Origin of the sequence: Sorangium sp. KYC3313 (assembly GCF_052075895.1) — a bacterium.
Lineage (GTDB): Bacteria > Myxococcota_A > Polyangia > Polyangiales > Polyangiaceae > Sorangium > Sorangium cellulosum_B.
On the sequence record NZ_CP197255.1, the window covers coordinates 7,633,300 to 7,648,703 of the forward strand.

At 72.9% G+C, this 15,404-nt stretch carries 12 protein-coding genes; 2 read left to right on the forward strand and 10 right to left on the reverse strand.

What is annotated here, in order from left to right; genetic code table 11:
• Window positions 1-12: 12 nt before the first annotated feature.
• Window positions 13-951, forward strand: coding sequence for a DMT family transporter (locus ACSRUE_RS29485; protein ID WP_441286485.1), 939 nt, complete (start codon window positions 13-15; stop codon window positions 949-951).
• Between the two features lie 59 nt (window positions 952-1,010).
• Here ACSRUE_RS29485 and ACSRUE_RS29490 read toward each other — a convergent pair whose 3' ends face one another.
• The 4 genes from ACSRUE_RS29490 to ACSRUE_RS29505 all read right to left on the reverse strand — a co-directional run bounded on the left by ACSRUE_RS29490 (window position 1,011) and on the right by ACSRUE_RS29505 (window position 5,221).
• Complete coding sequence (locus tag ACSRUE_RS29490; protein ID WP_441286486.1) at window positions 1,011-2,756, reverse strand: cation:proton antiporter; 1,746 nt, start codon at window positions 2,754-2,756, stop codon at window positions 1,011-1,013.
• A gap of 120 nt (window positions 2,757-2,876) precedes the next feature.
• Complete coding sequence (locus ACSRUE_RS29495; protein WP_441286487.1) at window positions 2,877-3,551, reverse strand: glutathione S-transferase family protein; 675 nt, start codon at window positions 3,549-3,551, stop codon at window positions 2,877-2,879.
• A 42-nt stretch (window positions 3,552-3,593) separates the two neighbouring features.
• On the reverse strand, window positions 3,594-4,565 hold the full coding sequence (locus ACSRUE_RS29500) for an NAD-dependent epimerase/dehydratase family protein (protein ID WP_441286488.1): 972 nt from the start codon (window positions 4,563-4,565) through the stop codon (window positions 3,594-3,596).
• Window positions 4,562-5,221, reverse strand: a complete 660-nt coding sequence (locus ACSRUE_RS29505) for a class I SAM-dependent methyltransferase (RefSeq protein ID WP_441286489.1) — start codon at window positions 5,219-5,221, stop codon at window positions 4,562-4,564. The genes ACSRUE_RS29500 and ACSRUE_RS29505 overlap by 4 nt, the downstream gene beginning before the upstream one ends.
• A 436-nt stretch (window positions 5,222-5,657) precedes the next feature.
• On the opposite strand from ACSRUE_RS29505, the gene ACSRUE_RS29510 reads away from it, so the two are divergent.
• Complete coding sequence (locus ACSRUE_RS29510) at window positions 5,658-8,264, forward strand: S8 family serine peptidase (protein ID WP_441286490.1); 2,607 nt, start codon at window positions 5,658-5,660, stop codon at window positions 8,262-8,264.
• 9 nt (window positions 8,265-8,273) lie between these two features.
• On the opposite strand, the gene ACSRUE_RS29515 is transcribed toward ACSRUE_RS29510, so the two are convergent.
• The 6 genes from ACSRUE_RS29515 to ACSRUE_RS29540 form a co-directional block, all read right to left on the reverse strand.
• Window positions 8,274-9,401, reverse strand: a complete 1,128-nt coding sequence (locus ACSRUE_RS29515) for an RtcB family protein (RefSeq protein ID WP_441286491.1) — start codon at window positions 9,399-9,401, stop codon at window positions 8,274-8,276.
• Complete coding sequence (locus ACSRUE_RS29520) at window positions 9,398-9,781, reverse strand: ribosome-binding factor A (RefSeq protein ID WP_441286492.1); 384 nt, start codon at window positions 9,779-9,781, stop codon at window positions 9,398-9,400. The genes ACSRUE_RS29515 and ACSRUE_RS29520 overlap by 4 nt, the downstream gene beginning before the upstream one ends.
• Window positions 9,782-10,070: 289 nt before the next feature.
• Window positions 10,071-10,643: a hypothetical protein gene (locus ACSRUE_RS29525; protein WP_437767571.1), complete on the reverse strand. Its 573-nt coding sequence runs from the start codon at window positions 10,641-10,643 to the stop codon at window positions 10,071-10,073.
• 212 nt (window positions 10,644-10,855) lie between these two features.
• Window positions 10,856-12,229, reverse strand: coding sequence for a 3-deoxy-7-phosphoheptulonate synthase class II (locus tag ACSRUE_RS29530; protein WP_441286493.1), 1,374 nt, complete (start codon window positions 12,227-12,229; stop codon window positions 10,856-10,858).
• A gap of 112 nt (window positions 12,230-12,341) precedes the next feature.
• A complete protein-coding gene (locus ACSRUE_RS29535; protein WP_441286494.1) occupies window positions 12,342-13,244 on the reverse strand; it encodes a hypothetical protein in 903 nt (300 codons plus the stop codon).
• A 148-nt stretch (window positions 13,245-13,392) separates the two neighbouring features.
• Window positions 13,393-15,120: a serine/threonine-protein kinase gene (locus ACSRUE_RS29540; RefSeq protein ID WP_441286495.1), complete on the reverse strand. Its 1,728-nt coding sequence runs from the start codon at window positions 15,118-15,120 to the stop codon at window positions 13,393-13,395.
• Between the last annotated feature and the right edge of the window lie 284 nt (window positions 15,121-15,404).

A 15,404-nucleotide genomic window follows, 5' to 3' on the forward strand; every position in this document is an offset into this window, starting at 1 on the left:
GAAGCAGGTGGGATGTCCCCTCAGGAGGGCGTGGGCGCGTTGACGGGCGAGATCCGGACCGGCCTCCTCGACGACGGCCGGACGTTCGCCGTCCTCTCGGCGGCGACGTTCGCGCTCAAGGCGATCTTCGTGAAGCTCGCCTACGCCGCGCACCCCGTCGACGCGGTGACGCTGCTCGCGCTGCGGATGGGCATCGCGCTGCCGTTCTTCCTGTGGCTCGCCCGGAGGGAGCGCGGCGCCGCCGAAGGGCCGCTGACGCCTCGCCTCTGGGGAGGTGTGCTGATCGTCGGGTTCCTCGGATATTACCTCTCCAGCCTGTTCGACTTCATCGGGCTCACGTACATCAGCACCGGCCTCGAGCGGCTGATCCTGTTCGTGTATCCGACGCTCGTCCTCCTGATCGGCGCAGCGTGGCTGAAGCAGCCAGTGCGCGGCAAGGCCTGGGGAGCGCTCGCCGTGTGTTATCTCGGGCTCGCGGCGGCCGTCTGGCACGATCTCGAGCAATCCGGGGACGCGCGGGCCGTCGCCATCGGCGGAGCGTGGGTGTTCGCGAGCTCGGTGACCTACGCGCTCTACTACATCGGCGTCGGCAAGCTCGCGTCCAGGGTCGGCTCGACGCGCCTCGCCGCGTACTGCGGGGCGGCCTCGTGCCTGATGGTGCTCGCGCACTACGCGGCGGCGGGGAGCCCGGTCAGGCTGGGCGAGCTCCCGGCGTCGGTGTGGGGGTACGCGGCGGCGATGGCGACGATCAGCACGGTGCTCCCCATCGTGCTGCTCGCCGCCGCCATCCGGCGGCTCGGCGCGGGCCGCGCGGCGACGTTCTCGACGCTGGGCCCGGTGCTCACGATCGCTTTCTCGTGGGTCATCCTGGGCGAGCCGGCCACGTGGCAGCAGGTCGTCGGGCTCACGCTGGTCGTGGGCGGGGTGAGCTGGCTCGGCAAGTCGACGTGAACCTGCGCCCCGCTCGGGAGCGCCGGGGCCGCGGGGCGCGGCGCATGCCCGCCGCGGGGTCAGGCGTCGTGCACCGCGGGGCGAGGCCCTGGTGAGCCGCTGCCGAAGAGCTCGCTCCGGACGCGATCGCGCTCGCGTTCGAGCTGCTCGGACGTCGCGCCCAGCCGCACGAGGAGGCGCTCGGTCATCGAGAACGCGACCTCCGCCTCGCCGGTCACCACGACGTCCGCGCCCGCCTTCTTCAGCGCGGTCACCTCGCGCAGGTAGAAGGCGCGGGCGAGGACGAACAGCCGCGGATTCACGCCCTTCGCCTGCTCGATCACCCCGTCCCCGGGCGCGCCCGCCGCCGTGAACAGCAGGCTGTCCGCCGTCCCGACGCCGGCCCGCTCGAGGATCTCCCGCTGCGTGGCGTCGCCGTAGATCGCGCGGATGCCCTGGTCCTGCAGCTGCTTCACCGTGTCGAGGTTCAGCTCGACGACGGTCGGCGCGATGCCGTTCTCTCGGAGCAGCCGCGTCAGCGTCTTCCCGACAGGGCCGTAGCCCACCACGACGGTGCGGTGGGCGTGCTCGTCCAGCGAAGCGGCCTCGGTCTCCGCGAGGGCGGCGTCGCGCTGCCGGAAGAGCGCGGACGTCCATCGCGCGAGGCGATCGCGGACGCCGAAGAGCACCGGGTTCAGCGTGATCGACACGATGGCGGCGACGACGAGCGTCTGCTCGGCCTCGACCGGCAGGACGCCGAGCTTCTTGCCGAGCGCCGCGAGGATGAACGAGAACTCCCCGATCTGCGCGAGCGAGAGGGCCACGGCGAAGGCGGTCTGGAGGGGGCGGCGGAGCAGCACCGTCACCGCGAGCGCGGCGAGCGGCTTGCCGATCAGCACCACAGCGAGCGTCCCCGCGGCCAGCTGCCAGGCCACGGCGAGCTGCGCCGGGTCGAGGTGCATCCCCACCGAGACGAAGAACAGCACGGCGAACGCGTCGCGCATCGGGAGCGCCTCCGACGCGGCGCGCGAGCTGAAGTCGGACTGGCCGACGACCAGGCCGCCGAGGAAGGCGCCGAGCGCCATCGACGAGCCGAAGAGGATGGCCGAGCCCACGGCGACGCCGAGCGCGACGACGAGCACCGTCAGCGTGAAGAGCTCCCGCGAGCCGGTCTTCGCCACGTACCCCAGCAGCGCGGGGATGAAGCGCTGTCCGACGATGAAGATGAACGCCACGAGCCCGGAGAGCTTCAGGACCGCGATCCCCACGGACACGGCGACGCCCGTCGCGCCCGCGCCCGCGGCGTCGCCCATCACGGCGGGGAGCAGCACGAGCACGAGCACGGTGAAGACGTCCTCGAGCACGAGCCAGCCGATGGCGAGGTGGCCAGCGGGGGTGTGCAGGACGTCGTTGTCGCTGAGGACCCGCGTGAGCACGACGGTGCTCGCCACCGAGATGGCGACGCCGAAGACGACCGCCGCGCCCCACGTCCAGCCCGCGGCGCGGCCGAGCATGGCGCCGAGCGCCGTGGCGACCGCGATCTGGATGAGGGCGCCGGGCACGGCGACCTTGCGCACGGCGAGGAGCTCGCGGACGTGGAACTGCAGGCCGACCCCGAACATCAGGAGGATGACCCCGATCTCCGCGAGCTGGTCCGCGAGCCGCTTGTCCGCCACGAACCCCGGGGTGAAGGGGCCGACGAGGATGCCGGCCAGCAGGTAGCCCACGATGGGGGACAGCCTCAGGCGCTGGGTGACGAAGCCGAGCGCCAGGGCTCCGGTGAGCCCGCCCGTGATCGTGAGGATAAGATCGAGTTCGTGCGGCATGTCCCCGTCTAGCGCTTTCCGTCGCCGGCCGCCGCCTCGCGGTGCGGCGCCGTCGGTGATCCCGAGCGCGGCGTGGGCCGCGCTCGGCTCTACCTATCTGTTTACGTGTTGCATTACGTGTTACATGCCCACGACGCCGATGGCCTCGTACGCCTCGATGATGTGCGGCTCCTCCCTGGCCTTCGCGACCCACGCCTGCATCGCGGGCAGCGCGAGGATCGACGCCACGTAGCGCCGGGAGACCGCGTCGAGCGCGACGCCGTACGTGTCGAACCGCGTCGCGACCGGCGCGTACATGGCGTCCGCCACGCTGAAGCGCCCGAACAGGAACTCGCCTCCCTCGCCGAAGCGCGATCGGCAGTCGTTCCATACCTCCTGGACGCGCGCGATGTCCTCCGACGCCGCGTCGGTGATCGCCACGCCCTGGATCTTCCGCCGCACGTTCATCGGCAGCGCGGTGCGGAGCGCGGCGAAGCTGCTCGCCATCTCGGCGCTCACCGATCGGGCGACGGCGCGCGCGTCGCGCGCCTCCGGCCAGAGCTTCGCCGCGGGGAAGAGCTCCGCCGCGTACTCGGCGATCGCGAGCGACTCCCAGATCGTGAGCACCCCGTGCTGCAAGGCCGGCACCTTGCCCGACGGAGAGTAACGCTGGATCTGCAGCGTGCGCGTGCCGGGCGCCCCGAGAGGGATCACCACCTCTTCGAAATCGGCGCCAGCCTGCTTCAGGACGAGCCAGGCCCGCAGCGACCACGATGAATAGGTCCTGTTCCCGAGATAGAGGGTGAGCTCAGCCATGCGCGGAGTCTACCACCGCGGCCGACCCGCGCGGCGGCGCGCTCACTGCGCTCGTCGCGCCAGATCGCCGCCGAACACCTCGCTCGCCAGCGCCTCCACCGCCATCCGGACCGCCTCGTCGCTCGTGTGGCGCACCCGGAAGCCCAGCGCCGCCAGCTTGCCAGGATCCATCCGCGATCGCGGCACGTCGCCGGGCCAGCCGCGCTCGCCCCCCTGATACCGGATGACCGCGTCCGGATAGGGCGACGCCGCCACGCACAGCTCCGCGATGCGCGAGACGCTCGTCGCGTCCTCGGGCGCGAGGTTGTAGAGGTTGAGCCGCTCCCTGGCCTGGTCGAAGCCGAACAGGATCCCCTCCGCGCAGTCCCGGACATCGAGGTAAGGCTTCGACTGGCGCCCGTCGCCGAGCACCTCGAGCTCCGTCCGCCGATCGCGCAGCTTCTTCAGGAAATCGAGCGCCGCGCCGTGCGTCCCGCGCGGCCCGACGACGTTGCCGAAGCGGTAGATCCACGCCGTGAGGCCGAAGCACTCGACGTAGGCGCTGATGAGCGCCTCGCCCGCGAGCTTGCTCGCGCCGTAGAGCGAGATGGGCAAGGCGCCGAGATCGCCCTCCGCGCACCGACGCGCAGTGTCGCCGTAGACCGTCCCGGAGGACGAGAAGATCAGCCGGCTGACGGCCGTCCGGCGCATCGCCTCGAGCACGTTGTACGTCGCGATGGTGCCCTGATCGAGGTCGAGCCGCGTCCGCGCGAGCCCCCAGCGCGCCTCGGGGTTCGCCGCGAGGTGCACGACGAGGTCGTGGCCCGCCATGGCCTCGGTGAGCCGCTCCAGATCGAGGGCGTCGGCCTCGACGAGCGTCGCGCGCCCGGAGGCGAGGTGCGACGCCACGAACGCGCGGCGCCCGACAGAGAGGTTGTCGTAGATCGTCACGGGGCCGCGCTCGACCAGGCGATCGGTGAGGTGGCTCCCGATGAACCCGGCGCCGCCGACGACGAACGACCTGAGCTCCGTCACCGCGCGTCTCCCGCGATTGCCGCGATTCCCGCGGTTCCCGCGGCCAGGCGCTCGATCCGCGCCGCGACCTGGAGGCGATCCTGGGTCACGAGGCGGAACGGCAGATCGTGGATCCGGAGCGGCCACTCGAGGCCGGTGATGCGGCCACCCGCGCCGCGCACGAGCGCGACGAGCTCGCCCGGCGTGAAGTACGTGCCCCGCACCTCGACGCCGGGCGCGGCGTTGCCGGCGAGATCCATCCAGAGCAGCACGCGCTCCGAGACCGGGCCGAACCGGAAGTGATCCTTGAGCGCGACGACGCGCGACGCGACCCGGAGCGCCTCGGCGAGCAGCGCGCCGGGGCGCGCGGCGTGGTGCAGCACGTCGGAGAGGAGCACCGCCTCGAACGCCGCGTCGGGGAAGGGGAGGCGCTCGCCGTCGTAGCCGATGACCGGCAGCGCCGCCCCGGGGCGCGCCTTCACGTCCACGCCGACGACGCGGAGCGCCCCGACCAGGCGCGCGACCTCCAGCGCGACCGTGCCGTCGCCCGCGCCGACGTCGAGCAGCGACGCCGCAGGGCCCACCTGCGCGGCCAGCGCCCGCGCGACGCGGCCCACGCGCGGCACGTGGACAAGGCGATGGTGCAAGGAGAACAGGGCGCGCTCGAGGACCGTCATCGTGTATCCGAGCCCCGGCGCCGCCCGCGCCGGAGAGCCGCGCCACGCTAGCACTATTGCGGGAAGTCGGCGGGGGAAGCGGATCGCCATGACGTCAAGGGCGCCAAGAAACCAGGGAAAGGGGAGGAAAAAATGCCGGGACGGCACGTCTTCTTCTCGCTTGGCGACCTTGGCGCCATGGCGGTTTTTCTGCCGATCCGGGGCAACTTCCCGCAGCAATGCTGGTCGAGCGCCCGAGGACCGGCGACGCGCGGGGTTACGGGTTACGCCCGACCCGAAAGGACGGCTCCTCTGAAACAACCACTCTTCCATGGTCTGCGACAATGACGGTCCATGGCGCGCGCCGCCCTCCGTTCTCGCACCGCTCACGCTTGACCGATTCGCGTCATCGAACATAGCTGAATCGATGATCGGAGCGCGCGGGAAGGGGCGAGTGATGTGCGGTGTTTGCCGGCTCGTTCTGGCATCTCTCTGGTTCGCCATTTCAGGGTGCAGCGGAGAGACGGGAGACAAGGAGGCAGGCAAGGACACTGTCCCTCCGGACGACCCGGAGCCAGGCGAAGCGACGTTCTCGCCGGAGGAGGCCACGGAGCTCTGGTTCGTGGAGTTCGAGCGAGCGCCGGCCGCGAGGGGCAGCGGGGGCGCCCGCGTCAAGGGCCTTGTCGAGGAGGAGCGGGAGCTCTTCCGGCGAGCCGCCGCGGCCCGCGGGCTCCGGTACAAACAACGATTCTCGTTCGAGGAGCTCTGGAACGGCCTCTCCGTCCGGGTCGCGCAGGAGAGCTCGGCTGCGCTCGTGGACATGCCCGGGGTCAAGGCCGTCTACCCCGTGGTGCCGGTGGAGCTCGACACCACGCGCGCCGCGCCGACGGCCGACCCGGACCTCGCCGTCGCAGGCGAGATGTCGGGCGCGGACATCGTGCGCCGAGAGCTCGGCGTGACCGGCGAGGACGTCCGCGTCGGCGTGATCGACAGCGGCGTCGACTACCATCATCCCGACCTCGGAGGCTGCTTCGGCCCGGGCTGCCGCGTGGCGTTTGGCTACGATTTCGTCGGCGACGATTTCGTCGCGGGTGACGCGACCAAGCCGCCCGTGCCCGACGGAGAGCCGGACGATTGCCTGGGCCACGGCACGCATGTCGCCGGCATCATCGGGGCGAACGGGGTCGTGCAGGGCGTGGCCCCGGACGTGACCTTCGGCGCTTACCGCGTGTTCGGCTGCCGCGGCGGCTCGCGCGCCGACATCATCCTCAAGGCGATGGAGCGGGCTGCCAGCGACGGCATGCACGTCATCAACATCAGCATCGGAACGCCGTTCCAGTGGCCTGACTACCCGACGGCGACGGCGGCGAGCGCGCTCGTCGGGCGCGGCGTCGCGGTCGTCGCGTCGATCGGCAACAGCGGCGAGAAGGGGCTCTGGGCCGCGGGCGCGCCCGGCGTGGGCGAGGCGGTCATCGGCACCGCGTCCGTCGACAGCACGCGCGTCACCACCCTGTCGTTCACCGTCGCGCCGGGCAACGCCGTGATCGGCTACACCCGCGGCGCCGGGAGCCCGCCCGCGCCGCTCTCGGGGAGCGCCGCCCTCGCGCGCACGGGGACGACCACCAGCGCCCGCGACGCGTGCGCCGAGCTCCCCGCCGGCGGCCTCGCGGGCCAGATCGCGCTCGTCCGGCGCGGAGGCTGCTCGTTCCACCAGAAGGCCGCGCACGCGCAGGCCGCGGGCGCCGTCGGCGTCCTGTTCTACAACGACCGGTCCGGGGCGATGAGCCCGTCTGTGGAGGGCGACCCTCCGATCACCATCCCGGTCGTGGGGATCGCGCAGGCCGACGGCGAGCTCCTCAACGCGCGCCTCGACGCCGGGCCCGTGACCCACAGCTGGACCCACCGGGCCGTGGCCGCGCGGAACAGCACCGCGGGCCTCGTCTCCCGCTTCAGCTCGCACGGCCTGAGCGCGGCGCTGTCCTTCAAGCCCGATCTCGCCGCGCCCGGCGGCACGATCTACTCGACGGTGCCGATCGAGCAAGGTTCGTACGACACGCTCAGCGGGACGTCGATGGCGGCGCCGCACGTGGCCGGGGCCGTCGCGCTCCTGCTCGCCGCGCGCCCGGAGCTGTCCGCGGCGCGCGTGCGCGACGTCCTCCAGAACACCGCGGTCCCCGCGCCGTGGAGCGGCGATCCGGGCGCCGGCGTGCCGGAGAGCGCGCACCGGCAGGGCGCAGGGGTGATCCGCGTCGACCGGGCGATCCGCGCGACCACCGTGATCAGCCCCGGAAAGCTCTCGCTGGGAGAGAGCGAGGCCGGCCCCGCCGCGCGCACGCTGACGCTCGAGAACTCGAGCGGGCACGACGTCACCTACGACCTGTCGCACACGCCCGCGGCGTGCGCGACAGGGGGCGACCACTGGGCGCCGGCGAGCGCCACGACCGGCGCCGCGCGCGTCGATTTCAGCGCCGCCAGCGTCACGGTGCCCGCCGCCGGGAGCGCGACCGTCTCCGTCACCGTCACGGCGAGCGACGCGCTCGCGGAAGGCGGCCTGTTCGGCGGCTACCTCGTGTTCACGCCGCGGGGCGGCGCGGCCGACGGCCTGCTGCGGGTGCCGTATGCGGGCTTCAAGGGCGATTACCAGAGCCTGCCCCTCTTCAAGCCGTCGGGGTCCGGGGCTCCGTGGCTCGGCAAGCTGAGCGGGACGCGCCTGACCCAGCAGCCGCGCGGCGCGGCCTACACGCTGGCGTCGGACGACATGCCGTATGTGGTCGTCCACCTCGATCACGGCGCGGAGCTCCTGACGCTGGACATCGTCGACGCCGCCACGGCGAAGCCGTGGGGGCGCGCGCTGATGCTGTCCCACGTCGGTCAGAGCGCGTCCGCGACGGCGGTCACGCGCTATGGATGGAAGGGCACGACGAAGCGCGACGGGAGGCTCACCGTCGTCCCGGACGGGGATTACCTGATCAAGCTCCGCGCGCTCCGGGCGCTCGGCGATCCGGACAACGAGGCGCACTGGGAGACGTGGACGTCGCCCGTCGTCACCCTCGACCGGCCGTGACGGGTCCGCTCACGGCGCCTTGTAGACGAGCACCGGCCAGAGCCGGCGGACGACGCGCACGAGGTCGCGCTGCGCCCGCATGACCGCGCCGATGTCCTTGTAGGCCGAGGGCGCCTCCTCGCGCAGCCGGTCGGCGAGGCGGTGATCGAACCACACGCCCTCGGCCTCGCGCAGCAGCTGCCGCGCGCCGATGCGGCGGCGCGCCTCGCCCCGCGGCAGCGCGCGCCCGGCGCCGTGCGCTGACGAGCCGAGCGCCTCGGGGTGGCCGCGCCCCTCGACATGGAAGCTCGGGCTCCCCATCGACCCGGGCACGACGCCGGGCTCCCCTTCGCGGAGCCCCATGGCGCCCTTGCGGTGCACCCACAGCGCGCGTCCGCCGTGCTCCTCGCGCCGGACGTGGTTGTGATCGATCTCGATGCGCGACGACGCGTCCGCGTCGACGCCGAACAGCTCGGCGAAGAGCGAGAGGGCCTCGGTGACCATCCGCGCGCGGCTCGCCCGCGCGTACCTCGCTGCCCAGGCTGCGTCATCGAGGTACGCGCGCCCGGCCTCGCCGTCGGCGTCGAGGAAGCGGAGGCCCGACGGGTCGCGCGCCGCGAGCGCCTCGTGGTGCTGCCGGATCGCCGGGCCCATGGCGCGCGAGCCGCTGTGGAGGAGCAGCCACAGCGCGCCCTCCTCGTCGCGTTGCACCTCCAGGAAATGGTTGCCCCGGCCGAGCGTACCCAGCTCCATCCGGCCCTCGCGGTGCTTCATCGCCTCGAGGCGCGGCGCGCCGAGCCGCGCCTCGGCGAGATCGCCGGGCAGCGGCGGGGCGCCGGCCGCCGGGCGCAACAGGTGCGGGACGCGGCGGCACAGCGCGGAAAGGAGCTGCGCCGCGCGATCGCGATCCGCGAGCAGATCGGCGTCCGCGCGGAGCCGCAGCGCGACCATGCCGCAGCCGATGTCGCCGCCGACCGCCGCCGGCAAGAGGCGACGGGTCGTGGCGGTCACCGTGCCGACGCACACGTCGTCGGCCACGTGCGCGTCGGGCATGACCGCGATGTGCGCGACATCGTCGGTGCGCGCGAGCCGCGAGAGCGACGCGCTGAGCGCCGCGCCCGCGCCGTCCGGGAGCCACGCGGAGATGCGCGCGCTCACGGCTCTCCCTCCGGCGGCAGCACCTGAAACGCGAGCGTCGGCGCGCGCTTGCGGGTGATCGCCCCCGCGACCTCCGCGCGCACGTAGCCCGCCACCTTCTCCAGCCGCGCCGCCGCCACCTCCGGCGGCGTGCCAGGCCTGACCTGCACGACCACCGCGAGCCGGCTGGCGTCGGGCGCCGGCTCCACACCCATCACCCAGACGTCCTGGAGGACGTCGTCGCGGAGCGCGGCGAGCGCGTCGCTCACCGCCTCCTGCACCTGACGGCAGAGCTGGCGCTCCTTGCGCTGCGCGCTCCGCGCCGCCGTCCCGCCGAACAACGAACCTGCATCCACGACGGAGCGCGCGCATTCGCGGCTCCGCGATCGATCTTTGCCCATGCCATGCTCCCGAGGGCGCGGCGACGCACCTACGCGTCGGCCGCGCGGTTCCAGCGACACGCGAGATGAGCTCGGGGATGTGAGCCTCGCCGGCGCGCTCAGCGGCGCGTCAGGCCGAGGCTCGTCGATGCAATGGGGTGCACGGCGGGCCTCCTTCGCCGCGTAGGGTGCACGAGCGAAGGCCGCGGCGCAAGGCGCGCCCCGGCGGCGCTCCCGGCGGAGGCGCGAGCCGCGCGCCCGCTCGTGGCCGGCGCGCGGCCGGCGGCCCGCGCCCGGCACACCGAGGAGACTACGTGGCCTGCTGGCGATGATGATGCGCCGGCGCCGCGCACTGGTACTTGGCGACCCTGGCGACGACGCGGAGCATCCGGCGCATGACGAGCCTCCCGAGCGGCGCCGTCAGCGCGTCCAGGAGGAACAGCCGCCGCCTCGTCCGCGTGTCGGTCGCGCGGACGCGCGCCTCGTACGCGAGCAGCGTCCGGCGCTGTCCGTAGGGCATCACGACGAAGCTCGCCGCCCCCTTGACGTGACCGGGGCAGTCGAACGACTTGAACTCGGCGGCGGTCCGCCTCGTGAACAGGCTCTCCACGCTGAACAGGCGCGCGATCGAGCCGATGACGATCTCGGATCCCTCCTTTTCGGCAAGCTTGGACTGGCCGTACTCCTCGATGTTCTGGAGCGACATCCGCGCGCGCGCCGGGAGCGGCGCGAGGCGGAGCCTGCGCCGGGCGCGCCGCACGGCGGCCAGGCGGAGCGCGAAGACCGCACGCAGGAGGAGAGAGCGGCTCCTCGCGAAATCCACCCTCTTCAGCGTGGCGTACGTCACCTCCGGTGGCGCCATCACCACGATCGCGTGGTTCATGACGATATCGGCCTCAGGCAGGAAATGTTCGAGCAGCGTGGGGCTGGCGCCGGAGCGCTGCGGGCATGCGTGCGAGGCATCCGTCGCGGCTTGCTCTCCGCCCTGTCGGCTCTCACCCTGTTCCGTCGAGATGGTCTGCATGGCGAACTACCCCCTGCGGTTTTCATTGGGCAGCCTCGACGGAACGCCAGCAGGGGACTCCTGCCCTCGACTCAGCCCCTCGCGCGTCGGGAGGCCTCCGCCATGCGGTGGGCGATGCGGAACGCCATCTCGAGCGACTGGCGGTAGTTCAGCCTCGGATCGCACAGGCTGGCGTAGCGCTGGTCGAGATCGGACTCCGTGAGCCCCGCCCCGACGCACTCGGTGACATCGTCGCCCGTGAGCTCGAAGTGGACGCCGCCGAGGTGGGATCCCATGGATTCGTGCACCTCGAAGCTCGCCTCGATCTCGGTGAGGATATCCTCGAAATTCCGTGTCTTTATGCCGCTGGACGTCGTCTGGGTATTGCCGTGCATCGGGTCGGACATCCAGAGCACCTTGCGCCCCGCGGACCGCACCGCCTCGATGAGCGGCGGGAGCCCGTCGCGCACGCGGCCCGCGCCCATGCGCACGATGAGCACGATCTTGCCCGGTTCGTCCGTCGGGTTGAGCCGGTCGAGGAGGCGGATCACGTCATCGCGGAGCGTCTTCGGGCCGAGCTTGATGCCCAGCGGGTTCTCCACGCCGCTGAAGAACTCGACGTGCGCGCCGTCCGGCTGCCGCGTGCGCTCGCCGATCCACGGCAGGTGGGTCGTCAGGTCGTAGAAGCCGGGCCGGCGCGCGACCTTCCGCGTCTGCGCGGACTCGTAGTGCAGGTGGAGCCCTTCATGGCTCGTGAAGAACTCGACCCGCGAGAGCTCCCCGACCGGCACCTCCGCGAGCGCCTCCATGAATCGAAGGGCCTCCCCGACCTGCTCTGTCATCCGCTGGTATCGCTCGCGCAGCTCCCCGGGCAGATCCGCCCGCTCGAGGAAGCTCAGGTCCCAGTACTCCGGGTGGTGCAGATCGGCGAAGCCGCCCTCCGACAGGGAACGGATGAAATTCAGGGTGATCGCCGCGTGCTGGTATCCCGCGATCATCAGGTTTGGATCGGGGCGCCGGGCGGAGGCGTCGAAGGGAGCGCGATTGATGAGATCCCCGAAATAGCTGGGCAAGCTCACGCCATCGCGCGTCTCGACGGGGCTGGAGCGCGGCTTGGCGTACTGCCCGGCGAAGCGCCCGAGGCGCACCACCGGCCGGCGGGCGCCGTGCACCAGCACGAGCGACATCTGGAGCAGGATCTTGAGCTTGTTCGTGACGATGTTCGGGCGGCAGTCGTCGAGCGTCTCCGCGCAGTCTCCCCCCTGGAGCACGAACCGGCGGCCGACCTGCGCTTCGGCCAGATAGCCTTTGAGTCGCTCGACCTCCCACGAGGTCACGAGCGGCGGCAGCGCCCGGAGCTTCTCGACGGCCACCTGGACGGCGTCGGGATCGTCATAGGGGAGCGGCGCAGCGTTGAACCGTTCACGCCATGAATCTGGCGACCAGGGTTGAGCAGGAACGTACATGAGTTGAGCCCTATTATGGCAAGGCTCCCACCTGCGCAACCCTCGGTCAACGTCACCGATTCGAGCGTGAGGTGATGGGCTCGCGGGCGCGGTCATCGGCTCGCGGGCGCGGTCATCGGCTCGCGGGCGCGTCGGCCGCCCGGGGCGATGGCCCGGTGCGCGCCTCGATCGCCTGGATCGCCGACTTGATCTCTCCCGCGATCGAGGCGCACGCCGCCGCGCACCGGCTCATGCCCAGAAAGCCGCAGCCCTTGCTCTTGCTGGTGACGAGCGGCGTGAGGACATCGACGGCGCGCCGATCGCCATCGGTCGTCGCGCGCGCCAGCAAGGCCTGCCTCGCCTTGCAGGAGGGCGCGATCCGGAGCTCTTGGGCGATGCGCAGCGCGGGCGTCGCCCGCCCCAGGACCGCCGCCTCCGCGAGCCGCTTCCCGGCGCGCTCCTTCAGCGCGGAGCTGCCCACCGCGAGCTCGTAGAGCAGATCCGCCCCGTGGCTCCCCATCCCGCTCGCCATCAGGTCGAGCGCGACCGAGGCCGCCTCGGGCGGTCCGCCGGCGGCGCTCGAGACGATGCGCTTCACGTCGTCGTCGGCCGCCGCCCCCGGATCGAGCTCCAGCAGCCGCTTCGCCGCGGCGAGCGCGGCGGCGTGGTATGGCGGCGGCAGCGCGTGGCGCAGCATCAGCGCGCGGAAGATCACCGGATCCTTCGGGTAGCGCGAGGCGAGCGCCTCCAGCGCGAGCACGCCGCCCGCGGTCGCCGTGGCGAGCTCGTCGGCGGGGACAGCATCGGAAGGTCGCGGCGCGGCCGGACGCCGGAGGCCGGAGCTCGACGGCGGCGCGCGCTCGGCGAGCGAGGCCGCCTCGAGCCGGGAGAGCGAGACGCCGTCGCGCAGCAGCGCCGCGGCGAACACGACGGCCACGAGCGCAGCCGCGCCCGTGACCAGCCAGCGCGCCGCGGGCGGCGTCCGCGCCAGCAGGGAGGCGCGCGAGCCGGGGGCGTTGCCGCCTGCGCCGAGCACGGTGGTCGTTCCCGCGTGTGTGCCCGGTCTGCCGGGAGTGCTGGCCTGGCTGGCGCTCGTTCCAGGTGCCTGCGCTGGCATGGCCCGCTCCCCTAACACACGCCCGGACAGCGGCCCATGGCGCGCGTCCGGCGGCTCGGCCGCGGGCTCATCGCCGTTGTCCTCGCCACTGGAACAGGGCGGCAGCGCCCGCGGCGAGCACGCTGACGAGGAAGAGCAACGCGTCCCAGACCGGCCACGCGATGCCGATGGCGCGCTGCAGGAACACGGCCTCGACGAGCCGCACGAGCAGCGACGCGGACCCGTAGGTCACGAGGGCGAGCACGACGGGCGTCGTGAGCCGAGGGGCGAGCGCGCTCATCCGGGCGTCGTCCCGCCAGACACGCCGAAATACATAGAAGCCGCCGAGAAGCCCGACGCCGAACAGGGCGCACAGGATCCCGAGCGTGAGCAGGGTGGCGCCCTGGCCCGACAGCGCGGCGGCGTCGCCGCGCGCCGCGCGCGCGAAGCCGGCGAGGCAGCTGACGAGGCCCGCGCCGAGCCACCCGAGGCCGAGGCTCACCGCGAGGAAGACCATCTGCCGCGTCAGGTACGCCTCGGACGACGCCGAGCCGGGCAGGCCGAAGGCGTGCGAGAGCGCGTAAGACCGCCCGAGCGCGACGGACGCGCGCGCGAGCGACGCGCGGGCGCTGGGCGGCCCGGGCGAGGCCGCTTCCTCGTAGGGCGCGAGCTCGCTGGCGAGCTCGCCCATCGACGCGTGGCGCCCCTCTCTCTCCTTCGCCATGGCGCGCTGGACGACGGCCTCCAGGCCCGGCGGGATCTCCGGGTTCAGCGAGCGCAGCGGCGGCGGCTCCTCCGTCATGACAGCGAGGAGCACGGCCGTCGGGTCGCTGCGCTCGAAGGGGCGCCGCCCGGTGAGCGCGTGGTAGAGGACCGCCCCCACGGCATAGATGTCGGCCCGAGGGTCGATCTCGTCTCCCTTCGCCTGCTCCGGGGCCATGTACGCCGGCGTTCCGAGCACCATGCCGGTCCTCGTGAGCGTGGACGGCGCGGAGGTCTTCGAGATGCCGAAATCGAGGATCTTCACGGTCGGACACGCAGGGTCGCCCGTGAGGAAAATGTTCTCCGGCTTGATGTCCCGGTGCACGATGCCCGCTGCGTGCGCGGCCGCGATGCCGTCGCACACCTCGCGCGCGATCCGCACCGCGGCGCCGGCCGGAAGCCGCCCTCCCGACCCTGCGAGGAGCTCGTCGAGGCCCTTGCCGTCCAGGTACTCGGCGATGATGCACGGCCGGCCGTCGCTCAGCCGGTTCACGTCGAAGATCTCGACGATGTGCGGGCTCCGGATCGACGCTGCGGCTTCGGCCTCGCGCTGGAACCGCGCGAGGACGGTGGGCTGCTGGGCGAGCTCGGGCTGGAGCGTCTTCAGCGCGAACCGCTTGCCCGGGATGCGGGTGTGGTGCGTCTCGTAGACGCGGCCCATGCCGCCCTCGCCGAGCAGGCGGATGACGCGGTACGCGCCCGCCACCGTGGTGCCGACGAGGGGGTCCGCCTCTGCCGGCTGCCCGTCCGCCGCGCTCTCGACAGGGCTCGCCGCGCTCCCCGTGGGAGGAGCGGGTGGACGGACCGTGTCGGCGGTCGCGTCGTGCGCTGCCGCCGCGGCGAGCCCCTTGGGGAGCGCAGCGGGGCGGACCGTCTCGGCGGCCAGCTCGTGCGCCGCCGCGCCCGACGCGGAGGGAGGGGGAGCCCCCGCGGGGGGAGGCGGAGGCGGAGGGCGAACCGTCTCCGCGGTCGTAGAGGTGACCGCAGCGGCGGCGGCCGCGGCCTGCGCTCCGCGCACGGCGGCAAGCGCGGCCTGCCGCTCCGTGTCGCTCATGACGCGGGTGGGTCCGTCGCCCTCCTCGCCCCCTGCAGAGCGAGACGAAGGCACGGCAGGAGTGCCCGAGCGACCGGGCGAAAAGCTCGAATCCGACACGCTCAGGGCCTCGCTCCCATGGATCCGGGTCGAACCTCACCAGAGGCGAGGATCGACGGGTCGTCGCCAACGCGCGGGCGAACACCGCGAAGCGACGCTACCACGGATCGCGCCGCGCGAGGGCGCCGACCTGCGGAACCGCGATCGGCACGTGTTGTCGAGGTGTTCGCGCGGCCGGGCTGGCA